Genomic DNA, 20,565 nt, shown 5'->3' with positions numbered 1-20,565 from the left:
TCAATATTTATATTCCAATACCTGACTCTATAAATTTACTATGAAATCTATTCATTATCCCATAGAGAGGCTTTTTCAAGAACAATCCCACCAATACGGCAATTACAGACATAAGAACAAGTATTGAAAAATCTATGACTACAGTACTTATAAGAGGCCCTCCAATCGATTCTCTAAATCCGCTTAGGCTGTAGGTAAACGGAAAGAAAGGCTGAAATATTCTAAAAATTAATGGGTTAAGCTGTATAGGATAAGTAGCACCGCTCCCTGCAAGCTGTACTACAACTAATAAGACAGCAATTGCCTTTCCAAGATTTCCAAATATGGACACCATACTGTATACTATTGTCGAAAATGCCAGGGATGAAATCAATCCAAAAATTATCATAAGGAAGAAATTTTCAGTATAAACATGGAGTATAAATTTAGTGGTAAATACAATTATAAGAGATTGTATTATAGAAATTGAAACGAAAAGCAGCATCTTTCCAAAATACTCCTCTTTCAATGATAGATTTTCAGATCCTTCAAATTTGGCTGCAGTTGTTTTAAGCATTGCTGCAAGCATGGTACATCCAACCCATATGGAAATTGTCATATAAGTAGGTGCAAATGCTGATCCGAAGTTTGGAATTGTATAAATATTTTCCTCCTTTATATTAAATGGATTGGCCATAAAATTTCCCATTATTTCAGGATCGTTTTGAAGTATGGTTATTATTTTCACTATATCCTTGTTATTTGTAAGTTTTAGTTTGTTACTGGCATTTATAATAGGCTTTTTAAATTGAAGAAGCTGATTCTCAAGTTTTCCAGAGGAATCAGCTATAAGTCTGCTTCCATCTATCAAGGTATTTATAGATTTGATGCCCTGCTTATTCATAAATTCTGCAGTCTTTAAAATATCGGCAGAATTATTTGAGGATGCTATTAAATCATCAGCTATTGCATCTAACTCTCCTTTTACTTCATTATTGTACTGGTTGACAGAATCAATGAGCTTCAAACTCACATTCCATGTATTGTGAACTATAGAATTATTCAAGCTGCTGTTTATCTGATTTGTATTGTTTAAACTCTGCTGAAGATTATTTATATTATTCCTCTCAATATTCAAAAGACTTTTTACATCATTTAAGGAATTTAAAAGATTTGATATTCTGCTGTTGTGTGCAAACCCGTTTACTGTCTGCAAAAAATCTATTATGGAGTCAACTTCTCCATTTAACATATCTATCTGATAATTCATCTTGTCCGCTGTGGAGTTTATGTTAGAGAAATTTACATCTTCAATTGATGAATTCAAATTGTCCGCAAGGGTCTGAAGTCTATAAATATCTGCTTTGGCATTGTTGAAGTTTACTTGAATGTTGTCAAAGGAATTGTTTAGGGAAGATTTTATTGATTTTATGAGTTCTTTATTGCCGACAGGTACTTGATTTGTTATATTTATATTTCCGGCCGTAGAAATAATGGGTTTTAATTGAGTAAGAATCAGTGCAATATCACTGGCATTGTCATTTATGCCTCCAAGTACAGCTGTAACGAGGTCCATATTGTCACCTAGAGCTATTATTGAATTCTTTAGGTCTATTATCTGAAATTTATTTTTTTCTGCTTTTTTCCCTATAATATTCAGAGAAGAAAATATAGCTTTGTTTACTGAATATACAAAATTGGATTTTATGGAGCTCACAAGGGAGTTAACTGCACCTTCGGTGATTTTGCTTCCCATAGGACTGGTCTTTGTATTTGATTTATAAAATATCTGAGCCTTTCTTGGATTATCCGTAATTATACTTGAAAGATCGGAGGAAAAATCTTCAGGTATCTCAATTTCAGCATAGTATTTTCCATCCATCATTCCCTGATCGGCTTCTTTTGAGTCGACAAATTTCCATCCAATATTATGATTTTTTTTTAGATTATTTACAATTTCATCTCCCATGTTGATATTCCTATCCTGAAATAGAGCACCCTGATCCCTGTTTACCACGGCTATAGAAATATTACTCAATTTGGCACTGGAGTAAGGATTCCAGATTGCCCTCACATTTACCAGTGTATATAAACAGGGCATTATACATAATCCTAGTACAGTTGCTAGTGCCGCTTTATTTTTTATGATGGTTTTTATATCTCTTTTAAATATACTTATGATATTCTTTATCATCTCATATCACTCCTATAAAATAACTGGAAAATGTGTTTCTTAAATGTTTTAATTGAAATTGATGTTGTTATAAAAACGGCTAAAGTTACCTAAAATAATTATTTTTATACCGGTAAATTTTTTGAGTATTTATATGGTATCCTTATTTACTAATCTGTATTCTAATTTTGGATGAGCTCAAAGATCAAGATGAAAAATAGCTTTTAATTCTGGAAAGAGAAGTCTTAAGGTGTCTTTTTTATGCCTGATTTTCCATAGAAATAATGTTATAATTACATTATATAGTTATGGTGTAATGTCTAACAAAAGGACATCTATCCGAAGAATACATTGTTAATATTCCCAACTTCATAAGGTGGGGGACAAGTACTGTTATGCACCTGGATAAGTTTGCCTTATGAGAAAATGAAGAAAAGGAGGGATTGTAATTTGAAAAAAAGTAGAGTTATACTACTTGAATGTACTGACTATGATGAAGATAAAGTATATAGAACCGTTAAAAGAGGGCTGGAGCTTCTAGGTGGAATAGAAAATTTTATGAGAAAAGATGAAAAAATTCTTTTAAAACCCAATCTTTTAAAAAGGGCAGTGCCGGATCAAGCTATAACAACTCATCCGTCGGTTTTTAAAGCTGTGGCAAGAGTTCTGAAGGAAAGTGGATATAATAAGATTTCATATGGTGATTCACCGGGAAATGGCAATCCTACGAAAATATCAAATACTGCTGGAATTGCCAGGGCAGCTGAAGAATTGGGAATTGAGGAAGCTGATTTTAGGCAGGGAGAAAAAGTTGATTTTCCACAGGGAAAAGTTGCAAAAAGTTTTGTAATAAGCAGGGGGGCTTTAGATGTTGAGGCAGTTATAAATGTCTGTAAAATGAAAACCCATGCCCTAGAACGTGTTACTGGAGCTGTGAAAAATATATTTGGCTGCATATATGGTTTCAACAAGGGGCTGAGTCATGCAAAGTATCAGAATGCAGACAGATTTGCAAAAATGCTCTGTGATCTGCATGTAATGATAAAGCCAAGACTCCATATTATGGATGGAATTGTGGCCATGGAGGGAAATGGACCTTCGTCGGGAAGACCTGTAAAGATGAATGTTATCCTCATGTCCGGGGATCCGGTGGCTCTTGACAGCGTCTTCTGCAGGCTCATCAATCTTGACCCAGAATCAGTGCCCACCAATGTAAACGGAGAAGTATGGGGACTTGGAAACTGGCATGATGAGAATATAGAGATTTTAACTCCTCAAGGAGAAAAACCAATAGAGGAGATTGTCAAGAAATATGGAAAAATGAATTTTGATGTCTATCGTGGAGATATAAAAAAAGCGGGTTTTCATAGAGTTGAATGGCTTATGAAGCTCATAAGGCAGAGACCCTATGTAGTAGAGGAAAGGTGTATCCGCTGTGGAATATGTGTAAATAGCTGTCCTGTAGAAGGAAAGGCCATAAAACTTGATAAGGACATGGGAACGATTCCCCAGTACGATTATGACAAATGTATCCGATGTTACTGCTGTCAGGAAATGTGCCCTCAAAAGGCAATTGAGGTAAAAACTCCATTTTTGAGAAAAATCCTTGATAAATTAGCCTGTTCCCGCTGATGAATACATTGGCTGTTTTTCCTATTGACATTAACGCTGCGTAAAGGTTTATATTTAATTTACAAGGAGGTAAAAACATGGAATATTATACAGTACAGGGACTCAGTAAACTTTCTGGAGTCAGTAAAAGGGCAATCCGGTATTATGATGAAATTGGAATACTGAAGCCGGCCAGAATCAATTCATCAGGATACAGAATTTACGGACAGATGGAAGTGGATAGACTTCAGCAGATACTTTTTTATAAAGAACTAGGGGTTAATCTGGAAGATATAAAGAATATTGTGACTTCCACCAGTTTTGATACTGTAAAGGCTCTGAAAAAGCACCATGAGAAACTCCTTGAAAAAAGGCGTAAATTGGATTTGATCATTTCAAATGTGGAAAAAACCATTGCGTTTAGGGAAGGAAGAATTAAGATGACAGATAGTGAAAAATTTGAAGGCTTTAAGGAAAGGCTTATAGAAGGCAACGAAAAGAAATATGGCAGGGAAATCAGGGAAAAGTACGGTGATGATACTGTTGAGAGATCCAATGAAAAATTCAGAAATATGACTGAAAATCAGTATAGGGAAGCTGAAAAACTGCAAAGTGATATAATGGATACATTGGAAAGTGCCTTTGAGACAAAAAACCCGGGGGGAGAACTGGCACAAAAAGCAGCAGATATGCACAGGAGGTGGCTCTCCTACTTTTGGGACAGCTATTCAAAAGAAGCTCATGTAGGTGTTGCACAGATGTATGTGGATGACAGAAGATTTACAGCTTATTATGACAAGAGAAAACCTGGAATGGCCAAATTTTTAAGGGATGCTATTTTTATTTATACCGGTATGAAGAAATAGAAAGAAAGATGATGAGATTTGAAGCTTTTAATACAATTGTTCATTAAGACTTGTGTAGAAACTGCCAATTTGACAGGTATGATGATATTTGTAGGTTTTCTTTTGGGCATGCTCAGAAATTATTCACTGATAAATTTTCAAAGAAGTCTTGGAAACAAGGCAGTAATGGTAACTGGTTTTATTGGAGTGCCCATACATGAACTCAGCCATGGAATAGCTGCACTGCTGTTTGGGCATAGAATTACTGCCATTAAATTGCTTCAAAAGCCGGATGCCAACGGTGTCATGGGATACGTAGAGCACAGTTATGATCAAAACAGTATTTATGAGCAAATAGGAAATTTTTTTATAGGGATAGCCCCCATTTTTGGGGGCATTGCCTGCATGGTTGCTCTGATGTATGTGAGCATTCCACAAACTTATAATAATTTTATGAATATCTTAATGAGAAATATCCACGTGGAAACAATAGATAAATCCACAGTTATGGGAATAGCACATTCCTATCTCGGACTCGTAAAGAATATTTTCTCAACTGGAAATTTTCAAAATCCTTATTTTTATGTATTTCTGTTTATATCCATATGCATATCTTCTCATATATCGCTGAGTTTGGCCGATATAAGAGGTGCTTCAATAGGATTGACAGCTATATTTTTCATACTGTTTATATTGAATATTTTTGGATTGTCGAAATATATTCAGGAGGTTAATTTGATAAAATATAATATTTTAGTAACGAGTTTTTTAGTTGTGGCAGTGATATTCTCTATGATAACCTTTTTGGTAAGCCTATTTTTTGTAGTTGTTAGAAGAAATTGAAATGACATTGATAGAAACTTGAATAGAAGAATTTGTACAATAATAATACAACTGCAGCATGATATGTTATATTTGCTGTAGCTGTATAATATCTTAGTGTTGTTCCCAATTTATAAATTTTAATTTTGACGGTCATATGTGAATAGGAGCTGTCAAAACACGGTGTTTTGTGTGAAGAATGTCTTTGTTTTTCCCAACAAATAAAGTTCCTATTTGTTTACCTTCAATAATACTGTATAAATTCTCTGGTCTTTGACCATGGGTTATAATCATATCAATGCCATGTGAAGTGGCAATTTGGGCTGCATCAAGCTTTGTGATCATTCCACCGGTACCACGGTTTGAACTAGAACCTTTTGCCAGTTTACGGATATTTTCATCAATATTACTAACTTGTTGGATAAGTCTTGCGTTGGGGTTTAACCTTGGATCACTTTCATAGAGCCCATCTATATCTGACATAAGAATTAATTTCTTTGCCCTGCAAAGTACGGCTACTATTGCGGAAAGTGTATCATTGTCACCAAATATTTTTTGGCTGGATTCAATTTCCCGATGGCTTACAGAATCATTTTCATTTACAATAGGAATAATATTTCTCTCTAAAAGGGAATCGAATGTGTTTATCAGATTGCGATTTTTTTCTTCCTGGTATACATCTTCTTCACTTAGAAGTATCTGGGCAACAATCTTACCGTATTCGCTGAAGAATTTATCGTAAATATGCATGAGTTCGCATTGCCCTACAGCAGCAGCAGCTTGTTTTATTCTAAGTTCTTTGGGACGCTCAATCAACCCCATTTTATTTGTTCCCACGGCAATGGCTCCGGATGAAACGAGGATGATCTCATAGCCTGAATTCTGGACACCAGATAAGACTTGAGCTAGCTTGTCAATGTGCTGAAAATTTATTCCATAATTTTTACTTGTAATAGAAGATGTACCCACTTTTATGACTATACGATTTTTTATAAGTTTCATAATAAGCCAATCCTTTCTGTATTTTAGTTTTTATAGAATATAATTGAATATTGGTCTCATTTAAATATGATAAAATGATTATGTTGTTTAATTATCTAATTTAGATATCTTTTTTAAAAACTTACTTTATAATAAGAGAGCCCTAAGTTGATTAAAATCAACTTAGGGCGAATATACTTTTCCGTGTTGCCACCTAAATTCAGTAAGAACTGCACTCAACCAGTACGAAGACATATCTTGATACTGTTTTCCTGATAGCGGTGGAATTTCCGATGAAGCCTACTGGATGTTCTTTCGGTTCATAGCTCCAAGACTGGTTCAATATTTTTTCATTAAAGTTTCACACCGGCCAACTTCTCTCTTAAAATCTAAAATACTTACTATTTCTTTTCACAGCATTTATAATATTTATTTTTTAAAAGTATAACACTAATTGAAAAAAATATCAAGTAAAGAATTATTGATGTGTATAATGGATATCTGTGAAAACAGACAAACTGGATGGAGCCATATAAAGATTACAAAATTGTAAGACAGTGCCTTTATTTTGTAAGACCTCAGACATGGAGCTTGAGGCGAAGTTTATCTATAATTTTAAATAGAGGAGGGAAAGTAGAATGGAAATATTGAAGGCAGAAAATTTAACTAAGATATATGGAAAAGGTGAAAACAAGGTAGAAGCGTTGAAAGACATAAACTTATCCGTAAATAAGGGAGAATTTGCGGCAATTGTAGGTGCTTCAGGTTCCGGCAAGAGCACGCTTTTGCATCTTCTAGGAGGACTTGACAGGCCTACTGCAGGCAAAGTGATAATTGAAGGAGAAAATATTTATGATTACAAGGAGAACAGACTTGCTGTATTCAGGCGGAGAAAAATAGGATTTGTGTTTCAGTTCTTCAATCTGATACCTGTTCTGGATGTAGAAGAAAATATATCACTTCCGGCACTTTTAGACAATGACAGGGTGGATGAAGGATATTTGGATGAAATTATAAAATTGCTCGGACTTGAGGACAGAAAAAAGCATCTTCCTTCTGAACTGTCTGGAGGTCAGCAGCAAAGGGTATCCATTGGAAGAGCTCTTTTGAATAAACCTTCCATAGTTCTTGCGGATGAGCCTACGGGAAACCTTGACAGCAAGAATTCCAAGGAGGTAATTGAACTTTTAAAATATACAGCTAAAAAATACAATCAGACCCTTGTACTGATTACCCATGATATAAACATAGCATCTATGGCGGATAGGATAGTTACCATTGAAGATGGACAGATAATTTCGGATAAACGTCTGCAAAATGACTAGATAAAGAAGGTGATGATTAATATGATTACAAGTTACAAGAAACTTACAGGAAAATATCTCAGTTCAAATAAAAAGAGAAGTATACTAACTATTATAGGAATAGTATTGTCTGCTGCCCTCATAAGCACTATTGGTTTTTTTATTGTGAGTATGCAGAATGCTGAAATTGAAAGTGTAAAAAATGACTACGGTTCCTGGCATGTTATGTATATGGCTCCGGATAAAGATCTGGCTGCAAAAGTCACCGGAAATCCCAAAGTTTCACGCAGCGGTTTTTATCAGCAGGGTGAGAATATAAAGATAAATGAGGATGTAAGTGTGAGTCCTATTACAGCCTCGGACAGTGCTCTGGAGCTTCTTCCCTATAAAATAAAGGCGGGAAGATTCCCCAAAAATCCAGGTGAAGCGGCAGTGGAGAATTGGGTGCTCAGATACATGAAAAAGGACATAAAAACAGGGGACAAAATAGAGCTTGGCAGCAAAGAATATACCCTGGTGGGAATACTCCAGGATAAAGTAGGTAGTCAAGTTAGTAAAACAGGTATTTTTTTATCCAAAGACAGTAGTATTGATATGCAGAGATCACTACTTATTGCAGAGATAAGCCCAAAGACAAATTTGAAAAAGGCAGTTTCAGAACTGGATGATCTGCCAAAAAGCAAGACAGTAAAAGTTGGCGGCAAAAATGCTGCATCAGTTACAAACAATTCAGCTCTTATAGATATGCAAGGGGGAGGAGACGGCAAGTCAGGATTGTCCGGGCTGTATTCTACAGTGGCGATTATAATAGGAATAGTGCTTGTAGCAGCAATTGCGGTGATATATAATTCTTTCCAGATAAGTGTAGTGGAGAGAATGAGACAGTTCGGTCTCTTGAGGGCAATTGGAGCAACTCCGGCACAGATCAGAAAGATAGTACTCAGGGAGGCATCGGTGCTTTCAATAATAGGTGTACCACTGGGACTTGTGTGCGGCATTGTAGCTATTTTTGCCATAAATTTCGCCTTTAGGATAATTGGGGGAGATATGGTTTCCATGATGATGAAAGTATCCATATCACCTGTGGTCATGCTTATAAGTGCTGCAGTTTCAATAGCGGCCATATATATATCTGCGCTGCTGCCCGCACTGTTTGCGGGGAGAATTTCTCCACTGTCTGCCATAAGCGGAAGGACAGCCATTGTAAAGGAAAAAATAAAAAGGAGAAAAAATATAATTATAAGCAAGCTGTTTAAATTTGAAGGAAATATGGCCTATAAGAATATAAAGAGGAACAGGAAGAGATACAGGATAACTGTTTTTTCCATAGCCATAAGCGTGCTTCTGTTTGTTACCTTCAAATCCTTTATGGATATGACTTTGAATTTATCGGGAAGTGTGAACGAGTCCAAAAATATACATTTTTCCATTCAGCCAAATATAAAAAGCGGTTTTATAAAGGATGACACCATAAAAGGTATAAGTGCTTTGAATTCAGTCAGCAGGATATACAAAATGTACAATGAATACAATTTTGTTGAATTTATAGACAAGAGCAGGGAAATGGAGGCAGTAAAATCCATAGATGGAGTATACGGTAAAAACGTGGAGATAGATGGCGAAAAAAAAGTACCCATGAATGGAATTGTCACCGTCTATGATGAAAATGCCCTGGAGTCTTCAAAAAAGTATCTGCAGTCCGGAAACATAGACATAGATAAGTTAAATGAGGAAAATGGTGTTGTTCTGATAAATAAGAATTGGGTGTACGATAAGAAGGAAAAGAAAAGCTATGTCGGCTCAGTTGCCAACATAAAAGCAGGGGATGAGATAGAGCTTAAATACAGCGGAGAGACGAAGACTACTTCAATAGACAATGGAAATATTACAAATAGTTATAAAGAATCAGCTAAAAACAGTGGTGATATCAAAAAAGTAAAAGTGTTGGCAGTTCTTAAAGATGAACCTTTTGATCTAAATGGACAGAATGGACCAAAACTTATAACTACCAGGGAAGTGGCGGAGAAACTTACAGGAATAAATGATATCAAACCAGTGGTACTGAATATTGCTATCAAAGATGTCAAAAATGAAAACAGCGCAAAAGATCAGATAGAAAATATTATAAAATCCGATCCTTCACTTAGTTTGATAAATCATCTTGATAAAAACAGAAGCACCAGATCGGTGATTTTAATGATTGAAATACTGGTATATGGATTTGTAGTGGTGGTGTCTCTTATTGGAAGCGTGAACATAATAAATACCCTCACTACCAATATAATACTCAGAAGAAGGGAATTTGCCATTTTAAAGGCCATAGGCCTCACTCAAAAAGGACTGAAGAAAATGATAGTGCTGGAAGGCTTCCTCTATGCAGTTATTGGAACCATATACGGCTCCATAATAGCCTGCGGCCTTTCCTATATGATGTACAAGGGAACGGTGAGTGTGAGAGAATCCAGCTGGCAGATTCCCTGGATGGGAATAGCCATTGCAGCTGCCGCAGCTGTAATCATAGGATATATTTCCGTGCTTTCACCTCTTTCCAGAATAAACAGGGAAAATCTGATTGACACAATAAGAGAAGACTATTAACAATTAACAATGTACAATTCACAATTTATGGTGATTGTACATTGTTTGTGATTTTGCTGTACAATCCGTTTTTGTTTTAAATTCTAAAAAGATATTGAATTTGTAAAAAGATGTGCTATAATTTACTTATAGCTACCATACAAGTATACTTGTATGGTACAAAGACAATGAAGGTGATGAATTATGACTCTTGTAACAGGCAAAAATTTAACCAGTAAAAAATTATATCAAATTTTAAAGGAAGATATTATACATCTTGATCTTAAACCCGGCCTCAGTATTTCTGAAAAGGGTATTTCTGAAAAATTCAATATAAGCAGAACTCCTGTAAGGGAAGCATTTTTACTTTTATCCCAGGAAGGACTGCTTGATATTTATCCGCAGAAAGGTACATTTGTATCATTGATTGATCTGGATGCAGTAGAAGAAGCAAGGTTTTTGAGGGAACATGTTGAAAGAGCTGTGGTAAGGCTTGCGTGTAAACAATTTCCTGAAGAAAAGCTTATATTTCTGAAGATGAATTTAGAAATGCAGAAGATGTCCATTAAAAAAAATGATTATACAAGGGCGTTTAAATTGGATGAGCAATTTCATAAAACTATTTTTGAGGGGTGCAATAAGGAGAGAACCTGGGATACTATATGTCAGGTGGAAATGGATTTTCAGCGCATACGTGTGCTTACACTTTCCTCTAATTTGAAAATTGATGATGTATATTCTCAACATAAAATTATAATTGAAGCAATAAAGAATGAGAAACCCGAGAAGGCTGATGAAATTATGAAAAATCACCTGACTATGGTCAATTATAATTTAAAAGATGTAAAAGAGAGATATCCTCAATATTTTAAATGATGTCTGCATAAAATGAGGGTGTAACTTGACATATTCCGGCAAGAATATATCAAGCTCAAAAACCCTCTGATGAAATATATAACTATTATAATTTTAACATAATGTTTATTGTTATACCATAGTCTATTGAAAGTGAAATTCAGAGAGGTGAAAACTTTTGGAAAAGGTTTAATCTAACCTTAGTATCTAATGGATTGATAAGGAGGCAGTATGAAAGTATGATTGAATTGAAGAAGGATTGTATGAAGAATATAACGGCATGGAAAGCAGCTGAAATCAAATTACCGGATTTCAACTATGAGGAAATGTGCAGAAATACCAGGAAAAACCCGGTATGGGTGCACTTTGGTTCAGGAAACATATTTAGAGGATTTATAGCGGCACTCCAACAGAAGCTTCTGGATTCAGGTAAAATAAAGACAGGGATAACTGCGGTGGAGACCTATGACTATGAAATCATAGATAAAGTATACAAACCTCACGACAACTTGAGTCTTCAGGTAATTATGAGGCCGGACGGTAGTTTTGACAATACAGTTATTGCAAGTATTGGAGAAAGCATAGCTGCAGACAGGGAAAGAGAAGAAAACTGGAAGAGATTGAAGGAGATATTTTCAAAACCTTCACTTCAAATTGCCAGCTTTACTATAACTGAAAAAGGATATAATTTGAAAAAATTATCCGGTGAATTTATAGATGAAGTCAGCAGAGACATAGTGAATGGTCCAGATAAGTCAAGCAATGTGATGGCAAAAGTTGCATCACTTCTATATATCAGGTTTAAAGCAGGAGAACTTCCAATTGCAGTGGTTAGCATGGATAATTGTTCACACAATGGGGAGAAATTGTCTAATTCAATAAATACAATTGCAGCTAAGTGGGTTGAAAATGGACTTGTGGAAAAAGAATTTTTAAATTATATAGGCAATACCGATGAAGTTACATTTCCATGGAGTATGATAGACAAGATAACTCCAAGGCCTTCCAAATCTGTAGAGGAAAAACTTGAGGAACTGGGAATTAAGGGCATGAAACCAATAATAACAGTTAAGAACACCTATATAGCACCATTTGTCAACACTGAGGGGCCTCAGTATCTTGTAATTGAAGATGCTTTTCCAAATGGAAGAGTACCCCTTGAAGAGGCAGGAGTGTATTTTACAGACAGGGAAACTGTTGAGAAAGTTGAAAAAATGAAAGTATGTACATGCCTTAATCCGCTTCACACGACAATGGCCGTATTTGGATGCATGCTTGGTTACAATCTAATTGCGGATGAAATGAAGGATGATGACATAGTCAGGCTTATAAATAAAATAGGATATGAAGAAGGCATGCCTGTGGTTTCAAATCCAGGGATAATAGTACCGGAGGATTTCATAAGGGAGGTTATAGAAGTACGACTTCCCAATCCATATATACCGGATACACCCCAGAGAATTGCAACGGATACATCCCAGAAGGTCGGCATAAGATTTGGAGAGACTATAAAAGCATATGTTGAAAGAGAGGATTTGAACGTAAGATCTTTAAAATATATACCTCTGGTTATTGCAGGGTGGTGCAGGTATATGCTGGGAATAGATGATCGGGGAAAAGAATTTGAATTAAGTCCCGATCCGCTTCTGGACAGCTTGAGAAAGCACCTTTCAAAGGTGAAGCTAGGAGGGAAATATGAGAGAGGCACTCTGAAGCCCATACTTTCCAACAGTGAAATATTTGGAATGGATTTGTACAAAATAGGAATTGGAGATAGAATAGAAAGTTATTTTTCTGAAATGGTAGCGGGAAAGAATTCAGTTAGAAATACACTTGAAAAGTATTTAAAATAAATATTATTGGGAAGGAATGTTTTTATGAAGATGACATTTAGGTGGTTTGGCGAAAATGATGACAGTGTTACATTGGATCAAATACGTCAAATACCGGGAGTTAAAGGAATCGTAGGATTTTTATCTGATATTCAGGCAGGAGAAGTATGGCCGCTGGACAGGATATTAGATTACAAGAAGAATATAGAGGATCATGGATTGGAGCTTGAAGTGATAGAGAGTGTAAATGTTCATGAGGACATAAAACTTGGACTGCCGTCAAGGGATAGGTATATAGAGAATTACAGGGAAACAATTAAAAATTTAGGACAAACTGGTATAAAGGTTATATGTTATAATTTTATGCCTGTATTTGACTGGCTCAGAACTGACCTTGCATATAAGCTTCCAGATGGATCTGAGGTGTTGTACTACGATGATGACAAGTTGAAAGGGCTGGATCCTATAAAGCTTGTAGAGGACACTGAAAAAAGTTCAAATGGATTTTCGCTTCCAGGCTGGGAACCTGAAAGACTTAAAGAGCTGAAGAAAATTTTTGATTTATACAAGGGAGTAAATGAAGAAAAACTTTTTGAAAACTACAGATATTTTCTTGAAGCAATAATGCCGGTGTGTGAAAAATATGATGTTAAGATGGCCGTTCATCCTGACGATCCTGCATGGAATGTATTTGGACTTCCAAGAATAGTACATTCAAAGGAAAATCTGGATAAGATAATAAACCTTGTGGACAGTACTTGCAACGGAATTACACTTTGCAGCGGATCACTGGGATCCAGTACTAAAAACAATATACCCGAGCTCATAAGATATTTTGGTGCTAAAAAAAGAATATATTTTGCACATGTAAGAAATATAAAAATATTGTCCGAGAAGCATTTTCATGAAGTCTCTCATCTTTCCAGTGATGGAAGTTTCGACATGTTTGAAATAATGAAGGCATTTTACGATGTGGGATTTGATGGATACGTAAGGCCTGACCATGGAAGAATGATCTGGGATGAAAAGGCAAGACCCGGATATGGACTGTATGACAGAGCTCTCGGAGCAACATATTTAAATGGACTCTGGGAAGCCATTGGAAAAATGGACAATAAAAAATAGACATTTTTTTACTCATAATTGATCATATAGAATTCCGACTATTCAATATGATCAATTATGAAAAAATGTCCAATAAAAATTATATACAAATTTAATTATAACATCAACTATTATGATTAACAATTAGGAGGAAATATTATGAAAATTGCAAGAGTCTATGGAAAAGATGATTTAAGATTGGAGGAAGAAGAGATACCTAAAATTGCAAACGCCAATGATGTTTTGATAAAGACAAAAAGAGTTGGTATTTGTGGATCAGATGTTCATCTATATCATGGTGAAAATCCGTTAGCTGTATTACCGAGGGTTATAGGACATGAAGTTGTTGGAGAAGTTGTTGAAATTGGTAGTGACGTAAAAAATTTAAAAAAAGAAGACCATGTTGTAGTTGAACCAATTAGATATTGCGGCAAATGTTATGCATGTCGTCATGGGATGCCCAATGTTTGTAAGGAATTAAGTGTATTTGGTGTTCATGAAGATGGCGGTATGAGAGAATATTTTACAGTACCTGAGAAACAATGTTACATACTGGATAAAAAATTGGATTGGGATACAGCAGTACTTGCAGAACCGTACACTATAGGGGCAAATGCAACATTTAGAGGCAATGTGGGAATTGGTGACAAGATTCTTGTTCAAGGAGCAGGTCCTATTGGAATATGTATTCTTAAATTAGCTAAAATCAAGGGTGCAGAAGTAATGATAAGTGATATAGTATCCGAAAAACTGAAATTTGCCAAACAAAATGGAGCAGATAGAATTGTCAATGTATTAAATGAAGATATAAAGGAAGCGGTAAAAGATTGGACAGGCAATGAAGGGGTAAATAAAGTTATAGATGCTGTAGGCACTACAAAGACATTTGAACTTGGCTTTGATGTAACTTCACCGGCAGGAACTATTGTCGTACTTGGGTTTTCAGAGGATGATGCTCAAATTAAACAGCTTCCAATTACTAAAAAACAACTGACTGTTGTTGGAAGCAGACTTCAGGCTTATCAATTTGCAAATGTTATTAGGTTGATGGAAAGTGGAAATTTAAAATCTGACGGGTTAATTACGCATAAGTTCAAATTTAAAGAAGTTCAAAAAGCGTTTGATTTTGTTGATGAACATGCTGAGAAAGTTAAAAAAATGATTCTTACTTTTGGTGACTAGTTAAGATTGAGGCAGCTTGGAAACTAGGGATAGGTATTAAAAAATAAAGTTTAATTTTCATAAATAGCAAGGAAGGTGTAGTAAAAATGGAAAAAAATGATAATGATACTTATCAGATTGAAACGAGAGAATTGGTTAAAGTTGCTGTAAGTGGTTGGCTTGGAACTGCGATGGAATTTATGGATTTTCAATTATATTCTCTTGCGGCAGCTATTGTTTTTAATGAAGTGTTTTTCCCCAATTCAAGTCCTGCCATGGGTTTAATAATGTCTATGGGAACGTATGGTGCTGGATATGTTGCTAGGTTGATTGGAGCATATATATTTGGAAGAATTGGTGACAAAATGGGACGTAGAACTGTTCTTTTTGTTACTATAACTCTTATGGGACTTGCGTCAACATTGATAGGTTTCTTGCCTACTTATCAAAAAGTTGGTATATTAGCGCCGATTGGATTAGTTGTATTACGAATCTTTCAGGGTCTAGGTGCTGGAGCAGAAATAAGCGGTGCTGGTGTTATGGTTGCTGAGTTTTCTAAAGTGAAAAACAGAGGTTTAATTGGTAGTTTAGTTTGTTTAGGAACTTCATCTGGAACATTATTAGCCAATTTAGTTTGGTCGATTATTTTAATGAATGTTAACGAAAACGATTTACTTACGTGGGGATGGAGAATTCCGTTTTTTGCTTCCTTTGTTGTCATGATTGCAGCAATTTTAATTAGAATTTTTGTTAAAGAGAGTCCGGTTATGGCGGAGAAGAAAAAGCTGCTTTTAAAAGAAAGAGAAGAAAAAGAAAAAAATAGTAAACCAGTTAAGGTTAAGAGAAAAGGAAAGAAGAGTTTTGCAATTGCCTTGGGATTACGTTTTGGACAAGCTGGCAATAGTGGTATTTTGCAAACATATCTAGCAGGTTTTATTGTCACTGTTCTTTTAATGCAAAAAACTGTTGCAACTAATGCCAATATTATTTCATCTTTAATATCTTTTATGACTATTCCTGTAGTTGGATATCTTGGTGATAAGTTTGGAAGAAGAAAGCTGTATATGATTTTATCATTTGCTATGGCAGTTTATGCGATTCCAATGATGATGATGATTAATTCAAAGAATGTTGTTGTACTGACTATTGCACTGGTAATTGGTTTGAATGTTGGTTGTCAAGGAATATTTGCTTTAGAAAATGTAATGCTCAGTGAATTATTTGGATCAAAAAATAGAGTGACTTTAGTATCTCTTGCTAAAGAAATAGCAGGTGTTATAGCTACTGGTTTTGGTCCTTTAATTGCAGCTAGCTGGGTGTCAGCAGTTTCAGGAAGTTGGCTTCCAGTTGCTATAATGCTTATTGTTTTCTCTTTAAGTACATTTTTTAGTTCTTATGCTTCTGAAGATGTTACCGGAAGAGATTTAAATGATTTAGATGATGCAATGTAGTTTTGTGTTTAAAGTTTATTAATCAAATGTGGGTTTAATTGCATGCTTGTTGTTAAGTCTTCTTATATAGTGAAACCTTTACATAATAAAATGGTATAGTCACAATTAAGTCATCCTTTACTGATATTTTTCGACTTTTTAGCGAAAATAGTCGGGTAAAGTGATGGCTTATTTTTGATATTGATAATTTTTAAATCATTTTGGTATTTATAAACGTTATATAATATAGAAAAGGTTTTTGCAGGTTTTTAGGAGGATACAGGATGATTTATAAGGGCAGAGTACTACAAAAAATTAAAGATGAAGATATGGCTTATATGGATAAGCTGATTACCCTTTATTATCTGGATATATTTCGATACTGTCTCTGGCATACGCCAAATCGTCAGACGGCGGAGGATGCTGCACAGGAAACATTTTTAAAGATGGCCCGTTATTTCAAAAAGTACGTACATAATGGAAAATTCAGAGCTTATATCTATAAGGTAGCTTCCAATGTGTGTATAGATATCTGGCGAAAAAAGAAAACAGAACCCCTGACTGAAGATCTGTCCTACAGGGAGCAGGGATTTGAAAAAGTGGAGGCTGATCTGGACTTGAAAGATTTAGTGCAGAAACTTCCTGAAAAACACAGAGAAATTGTACTTCTGCGTTTTGCACAGGATTTATCCTTGAGAGAGATTGCAGAGATAGAAAACATTCCACTTCGAACGGTACAGTCCCGATTGAGATCGGCACTGAAGCAAATTGAAAAAAATATAAAGTGATTCTTAGGCTCAGATGGAATTTGCTAATAAGGAATACTAGCCTTCGGATAAAGAAAGGAGAAAATGATCATGAATAAAAAATTGTGCTTGGATTTAAAAAAAGCCCTGAATGTACCTGTTGTGTATCATGATGAACAGCTTGAGAAAGCCATCAGTCTGGCAAATAGTGAATATGAAAAGCACAGGTCAAGGGAGAGAATTGGATATGTGGAGTTTTTATTTCAACAGATTCCGTTTATGGGGAGGAGAATATGGATTTTCCAGGGTTCAATATTGATTCTTATGTGGCTGCTGCTCACTACTATTTTTCAGGAAGACTTTAAATATATTGCAGCCCGACACCTGCCGGATTTGCTCTGTCTATTTGCAATTTTCATAACTATGACCGGCTTGCCATTTTTGTGCAGATCTTATAGATACAAGATGCAGGAAGTGGAGACAGCTTCATTTATGTCAATGTCCGGATTATTGTCAGCAAGACTCATTGTAATTGGTCTGGGTGACGGTATTTTCCTGCTGGCTGTTTCTCTTGTAACATTTAGCAAAGTGAGTATTTCCACTGCTTTAGTAATTTTTTATCTGCTGCTGCCTTTTCTGGTGTCCTGCTGCGGATGCATTTTCATCCTTCGGAGCAGCCGCAGTCAGTACAATGTGTTTGCCTGTGAGTTTTTCTGTCTGCTCATATTATCGCTGCAGTTTCTGTTTCACACATTGGTGCCCCAGGCCTACCATCGGGCAGCTTTAACCGGATGGGTTGTGCTAAGTGTTTTTTTTGCAGCAGTTCTTGCCTTTCAGATATATAAGTTGATAGTGAAATTCAACAGGATCTGCGTTTGTTAAAATATCAAAGTATAGAGTTTAGATGTTAAATACTAAAAAAATCAAAGGGGTGATAAAAATAGAACTTGAGATATGTAATTTAACCAAGCAATATAAGGACAAAACTGCTGTGGACTGTGTGAACTTGAATGTATCACCTGGTGTATGGGGACTTCTCGGCGCAAACGGTGCAGGAAAGACCAGCTTGATAAAAATGATGGTAGGCATTACCGGTCCCACTTCAGGGAAGATACTATATGACGGAATTGAAATCGAGGTACTAAAAGAAGCCTATCGTGACATTTTGGGTTATCTGCCCCAGGATTTTGGTTTTTACCCTGAATTTACAGTGGTGGATTATCTGAAATATGTTGCAGCTTTGAAAGGACTCACCAAAAACCATACAAAAATAAAAATAGATGAACTGCTTCAGATTCTTACTCTAGCCGAAGTGAGGAAAAAGAAAATCTCCAAGCTCTCCGGAGGTATGAAAAGACGTGTAGGTATTGCACAGGCTCTTTTGAATGATCCGGAGGTGCTGATTCTGGATGAACCCACCAGCGGTCTTGATCCGGGAGAACGTGTGAAATTCCGCAAATTTATTTCTGAATTTTCCAGGGATCGAATTGTACTTATTTCCACCCATATTGTCTCCGATGTGGAATACATTGCCACCTGCAATGCCATCATGAAAGATGGAAAGATAATTTCAAAGGGAACTACGGATGAACTTGTGAAAACTGTTGAAGGCAAAGTATGGGAGAGCATAATACCTCCTGAACGACTTCCCTATTATGAAGGAGCTGTCCGTATTGTAAATATATTAAATGAAAAAGATGGAAATCTTTTCATCAGGTATTTGTCGGATGCCCCGGATATACCTGATTCAAAACAGGCCGTACCGCGGCTGGAGGATCTGTATCTATGGCTGTTTCCACAAGAGGAAACAAGAAAGGAGAAGATTTGACATGAGTATTTTTTATTTGGAATTGAAAAGGGTTCTGAAAACCCGTTCCACCTGGATTTTGCTGATAGCGGCCATTTTAATTTCTGGAGCCCTGGCCTATTTTCCCATATCCTTTGTCAATTACAATTATGTAAACGAGAATGGAAACAATGTTACAGTTTCAGGAATAAAAGCCGTACAGCTTATGAAGAAAACTACAGTTGAAGGGGATATCACACCGGATAAAATACAGAAGGCAGTTAAAAATTACCAGGAGGTTGCAAAGAAGTACGGAAGTATTTATAAGGATAATATTCCCCAGGACGTCCTTAATAAAAAAATACTTCCATTTCAACATATAATAAACAGGTTAGAGAATGTATATGCAGATCCACAGACCAAGACACCTGTGGATTTAAGCAAAATTTCTCCCGGGGAAGCGGCAGAAAATTTCTATAAAAAATACACCTGGCAAATAAAAAATAGAGCCATTCAGCCTTCAGCCCAGAAAAAAGCTCTTGCCCTCTATGAAAAAGTGGATAAGCCCTTCAAATTCACCTATGGTTTTGGCAGCAGCGATGCGGGAAGTTACCTCATCATCTTGCTCTTCTTGCTGGTGTTTTTATGTACGTTTATTACTGCCCCTATATTTTCTGCAGAATATCAGACAGGAGCGGACAATATACTCAGGTGTACCAAATACGGAAGGACGAAACTTGCTGTATCCAAGATAATTTCTGTTGTTCTGATCTGCGGCATAACCTCTGCGGTATGTATTTCCATTTTCCTTTTGGTTGAAAACAGTGTATTTGGGTGGGAAAGTTTAAAAACTTCAATTCAAAGTGTGGAAACCATCTGCCTTCCTGCTATAAATGTAGGTCAATTTGAGATGATCACTGCAGCTGCAGGTCTGCTTACACTTCTTGCCACTGTCAGCTTTACACTGTTTCTGTCTGCAAAATGTAGAAATACAGTGAATTCCATGATAATAGCCATTGTGTTCTGTCTGCTGCCTCTCATACTTTCCTCTATTTCAGGAAGCAATGCAGTGAACTGGCTGAGGATGATTCTGCCCTCTGGAGGAGTAGGTCTTGGAAACAGTTTCGGCATTAGCCTTGTAGAACTTAAATTTCTCACATTGGGATCTTACAGTTTTTGGTCGCCCTATGTAATGATCACCGCATCGGCTGCTGCCGTTCCGTTGTTTTTAATTCTTACAGTTTTATCCTATTGCAGGCATGAAGTGGCTTGAATTGAAGAAAAGGCTTTCTTGTAAAATTGATATTTTTGTTACTGCAAATATAAAGATATATGTGTTATAATTAAAAATATTAATAG

The 20,565-nt window shown here is 35.9% G+C and carries 16 protein-coding genes and 1 other annotated feature; of the genes, 14 read left to right on the top strand and 2 right to left on the bottom strand.

What is annotated here, in order from left to right; translation table 11 throughout:
- Window positions 1–7 precede the first annotated feature (7 nt).
- The gene (locus tag J5G60_RS04670) at window positions 8–2,173 is read right to left on the bottom strand and encodes a YhgE/Pip domain-containing protein (RefSeq protein WP_150355831.1); all 2,166 of its coding nucleotides are present in this window, start codon (window positions 2,171–2,173) and stop codon (window positions 8–10) included.
- 429 nt (window positions 2,174–2,602) lie between these two features.
- Between J5G60_RS04670 and J5G60_RS04665 the strand changes: the two genes are divergently transcribed.
- From J5G60_RS04665 to J5G60_RS04655, 3 genes are all read left to right on the top strand, one after another.
- Complete coding sequence (locus J5G60_RS04665; protein ID WP_236035148.1) at window positions 2,603–3,784, top strand: DUF362 domain-containing protein; 1,182 nt, start codon at window positions 2,603–2,605, stop codon at window positions 3,782–3,784.
- Window positions 3,785–3,861: 77 nt separating this feature from the next.
- Window positions 3,862–4,629, top strand: coding sequence for a MerR family transcriptional regulator (locus J5G60_RS04660; protein WP_150355829.1), 768 nt, complete (start codon window positions 3,862–3,864; stop codon window positions 4,627–4,629).
- 18 nt (window positions 4,630–4,647) lie between these two features.
- Window positions 4,648–5,451 (top strand): hypothetical protein, encoded by an 804-nt coding sequence (locus tag J5G60_RS04655; RefSeq protein ID WP_150355828.1) that lies wholly within the window; start codon window positions 4,648–4,650, stop codon window positions 5,449–5,451.
- 132 nt (window positions 5,452–5,583) lie between these two features.
- Here the strand turns inward: J5G60_RS04655 and proB are convergent, their stop codons facing one another.
- Entirely contained in the window at window positions 5,584–6,432 is an 849-nt protein-coding gene (gene proB / locus J5G60_RS04650) for a glutamate 5-kinase (RefSeq protein ID WP_150355827.1), read from the bottom strand.
- Window positions 6,433–6,592: 160 nt separating this feature from the next.
- Window positions 6,593–6,835 (bottom strand) — a binding site (T-box leader).
- A gap of 214 nt (window positions 6,836–7,049) precedes the next feature.
- Between proB and J5G60_RS04645 the strand changes: the two genes are divergently transcribed.
- From J5G60_RS04645 to J5G60_RS04595, 11 genes are all read left to right on the top strand, one after another.
- Window positions 7,050–7,736: an ABC transporter ATP-binding protein gene (locus tag J5G60_RS04645; RefSeq protein ID WP_150355826.1), complete on the top strand. Its 687-nt coding sequence runs from the start codon at window positions 7,050–7,052 to the stop codon at window positions 7,734–7,736.
- Window positions 7,737–7,757: 21 nt separating this feature from the next.
- Window positions 7,758–10,313 (top strand): ABC transporter permease, encoded by a 2,556-nt coding sequence (locus J5G60_RS04640; RefSeq protein WP_190972150.1) that lies wholly within the window; start codon window positions 7,758–7,760, stop codon window positions 10,311–10,313.
- A gap of 183 nt (window positions 10,314–10,496) precedes the next feature.
- Window positions 10,497–11,168 carry a GntR family transcriptional regulator gene (locus J5G60_RS04635; RefSeq protein ID WP_150355825.1) on the top strand — a complete coding sequence of 224 codons (672 nt, stop codon included), beginning with the start codon at window positions 10,497–10,499 and terminating at the stop codon, window positions 11,166–11,168.
- Window positions 11,169–11,386: 218 nt separating this feature from the next.
- Window positions 11,387–13,000 carry a mannitol dehydrogenase family protein gene (locus J5G60_RS04630; RefSeq protein ID WP_150355824.1) on the top strand — a complete coding sequence of 538 codons (1,614 nt, stop codon included), beginning with the start codon at window positions 11,387–11,389 and terminating at the stop codon, window positions 12,998–13,000.
- Between the two features lie 24 nt (window positions 13,001–13,024).
- A complete protein-coding gene (gene uxuA / locus J5G60_RS04625) occupies window positions 13,025–14,104 on the top strand; it encodes a mannonate dehydratase (RefSeq protein WP_150355823.1) in 1,080 nt (359 codons plus the stop codon).
- Between the two features lie 138 nt (window positions 14,105–14,242).
- The gene (locus tag J5G60_RS04620; protein ID WP_150355822.1) at window positions 14,243–15,265 is read left to right on the top strand and encodes a zinc-binding alcohol dehydrogenase family protein; all 1,023 of its coding nucleotides are present in this window, start codon (window positions 14,243–14,245) and stop codon (window positions 15,263–15,265) included.
- An 86-nt stretch (window positions 15,266–15,351) separates the two neighbouring features.
- Window positions 15,352–16,695, top strand: a complete 1,344-nt coding sequence (locus J5G60_RS04615; RefSeq protein ID WP_150355821.1) for an MFS transporter — start codon at window positions 15,352–15,354, stop codon at window positions 16,693–16,695.
- A 263-nt stretch (window positions 16,696–16,958) separates the two neighbouring features.
- Window positions 16,959–17,462, top strand: coding sequence for an RNA polymerase sigma factor (locus tag J5G60_RS04610; protein WP_150355820.1), 504 nt, complete (start codon window positions 16,959–16,961; stop codon window positions 17,460–17,462).
- 69 nt (window positions 17,463–17,531) lie between these two features.
- A complete protein-coding gene (locus tag J5G60_RS04605; protein WP_150355819.1) occupies window positions 17,532–18,302 on the top strand; it encodes a hypothetical protein in 771 nt (256 codons plus the stop codon).
- A gap of 58 nt (window positions 18,303–18,360) precedes the next feature.
- Window positions 18,361–19,248 carry an ABC transporter ATP-binding protein gene (locus J5G60_RS04600; protein ID WP_347562615.1) on the top strand — a complete coding sequence of 296 codons (888 nt, stop codon included), beginning with the start codon at window positions 18,361–18,363 and terminating at the stop codon, window positions 19,246–19,248.
- A 1-nt stretch (window position 19,249) separates the two neighbouring features.
- Window positions 19,250–20,479 (top strand): ABC transporter permease, encoded by a 1,230-nt coding sequence (locus J5G60_RS04595; RefSeq protein WP_150355817.1) that lies wholly within the window; start codon window positions 19,250–19,252, stop codon window positions 20,477–20,479.
- Window positions 20,480–20,565 lie beyond the last annotated feature (86 nt).

This window comes from Clostridium sp. HV4-5-A1G (genome assembly GCF_900184915.1).
In the GTDB taxonomy this organism is placed as follows: Bacteria; Bacillota; Clostridia; order Clostridiales; family Clostridiaceae; genus Clostridium_B; species Clostridium_B aromativorans.
The sequence above is the reverse complement of the archived record's forward strand: the minus strand, read 5'-3'. Positions and strand labels throughout refer to the sequence as shown.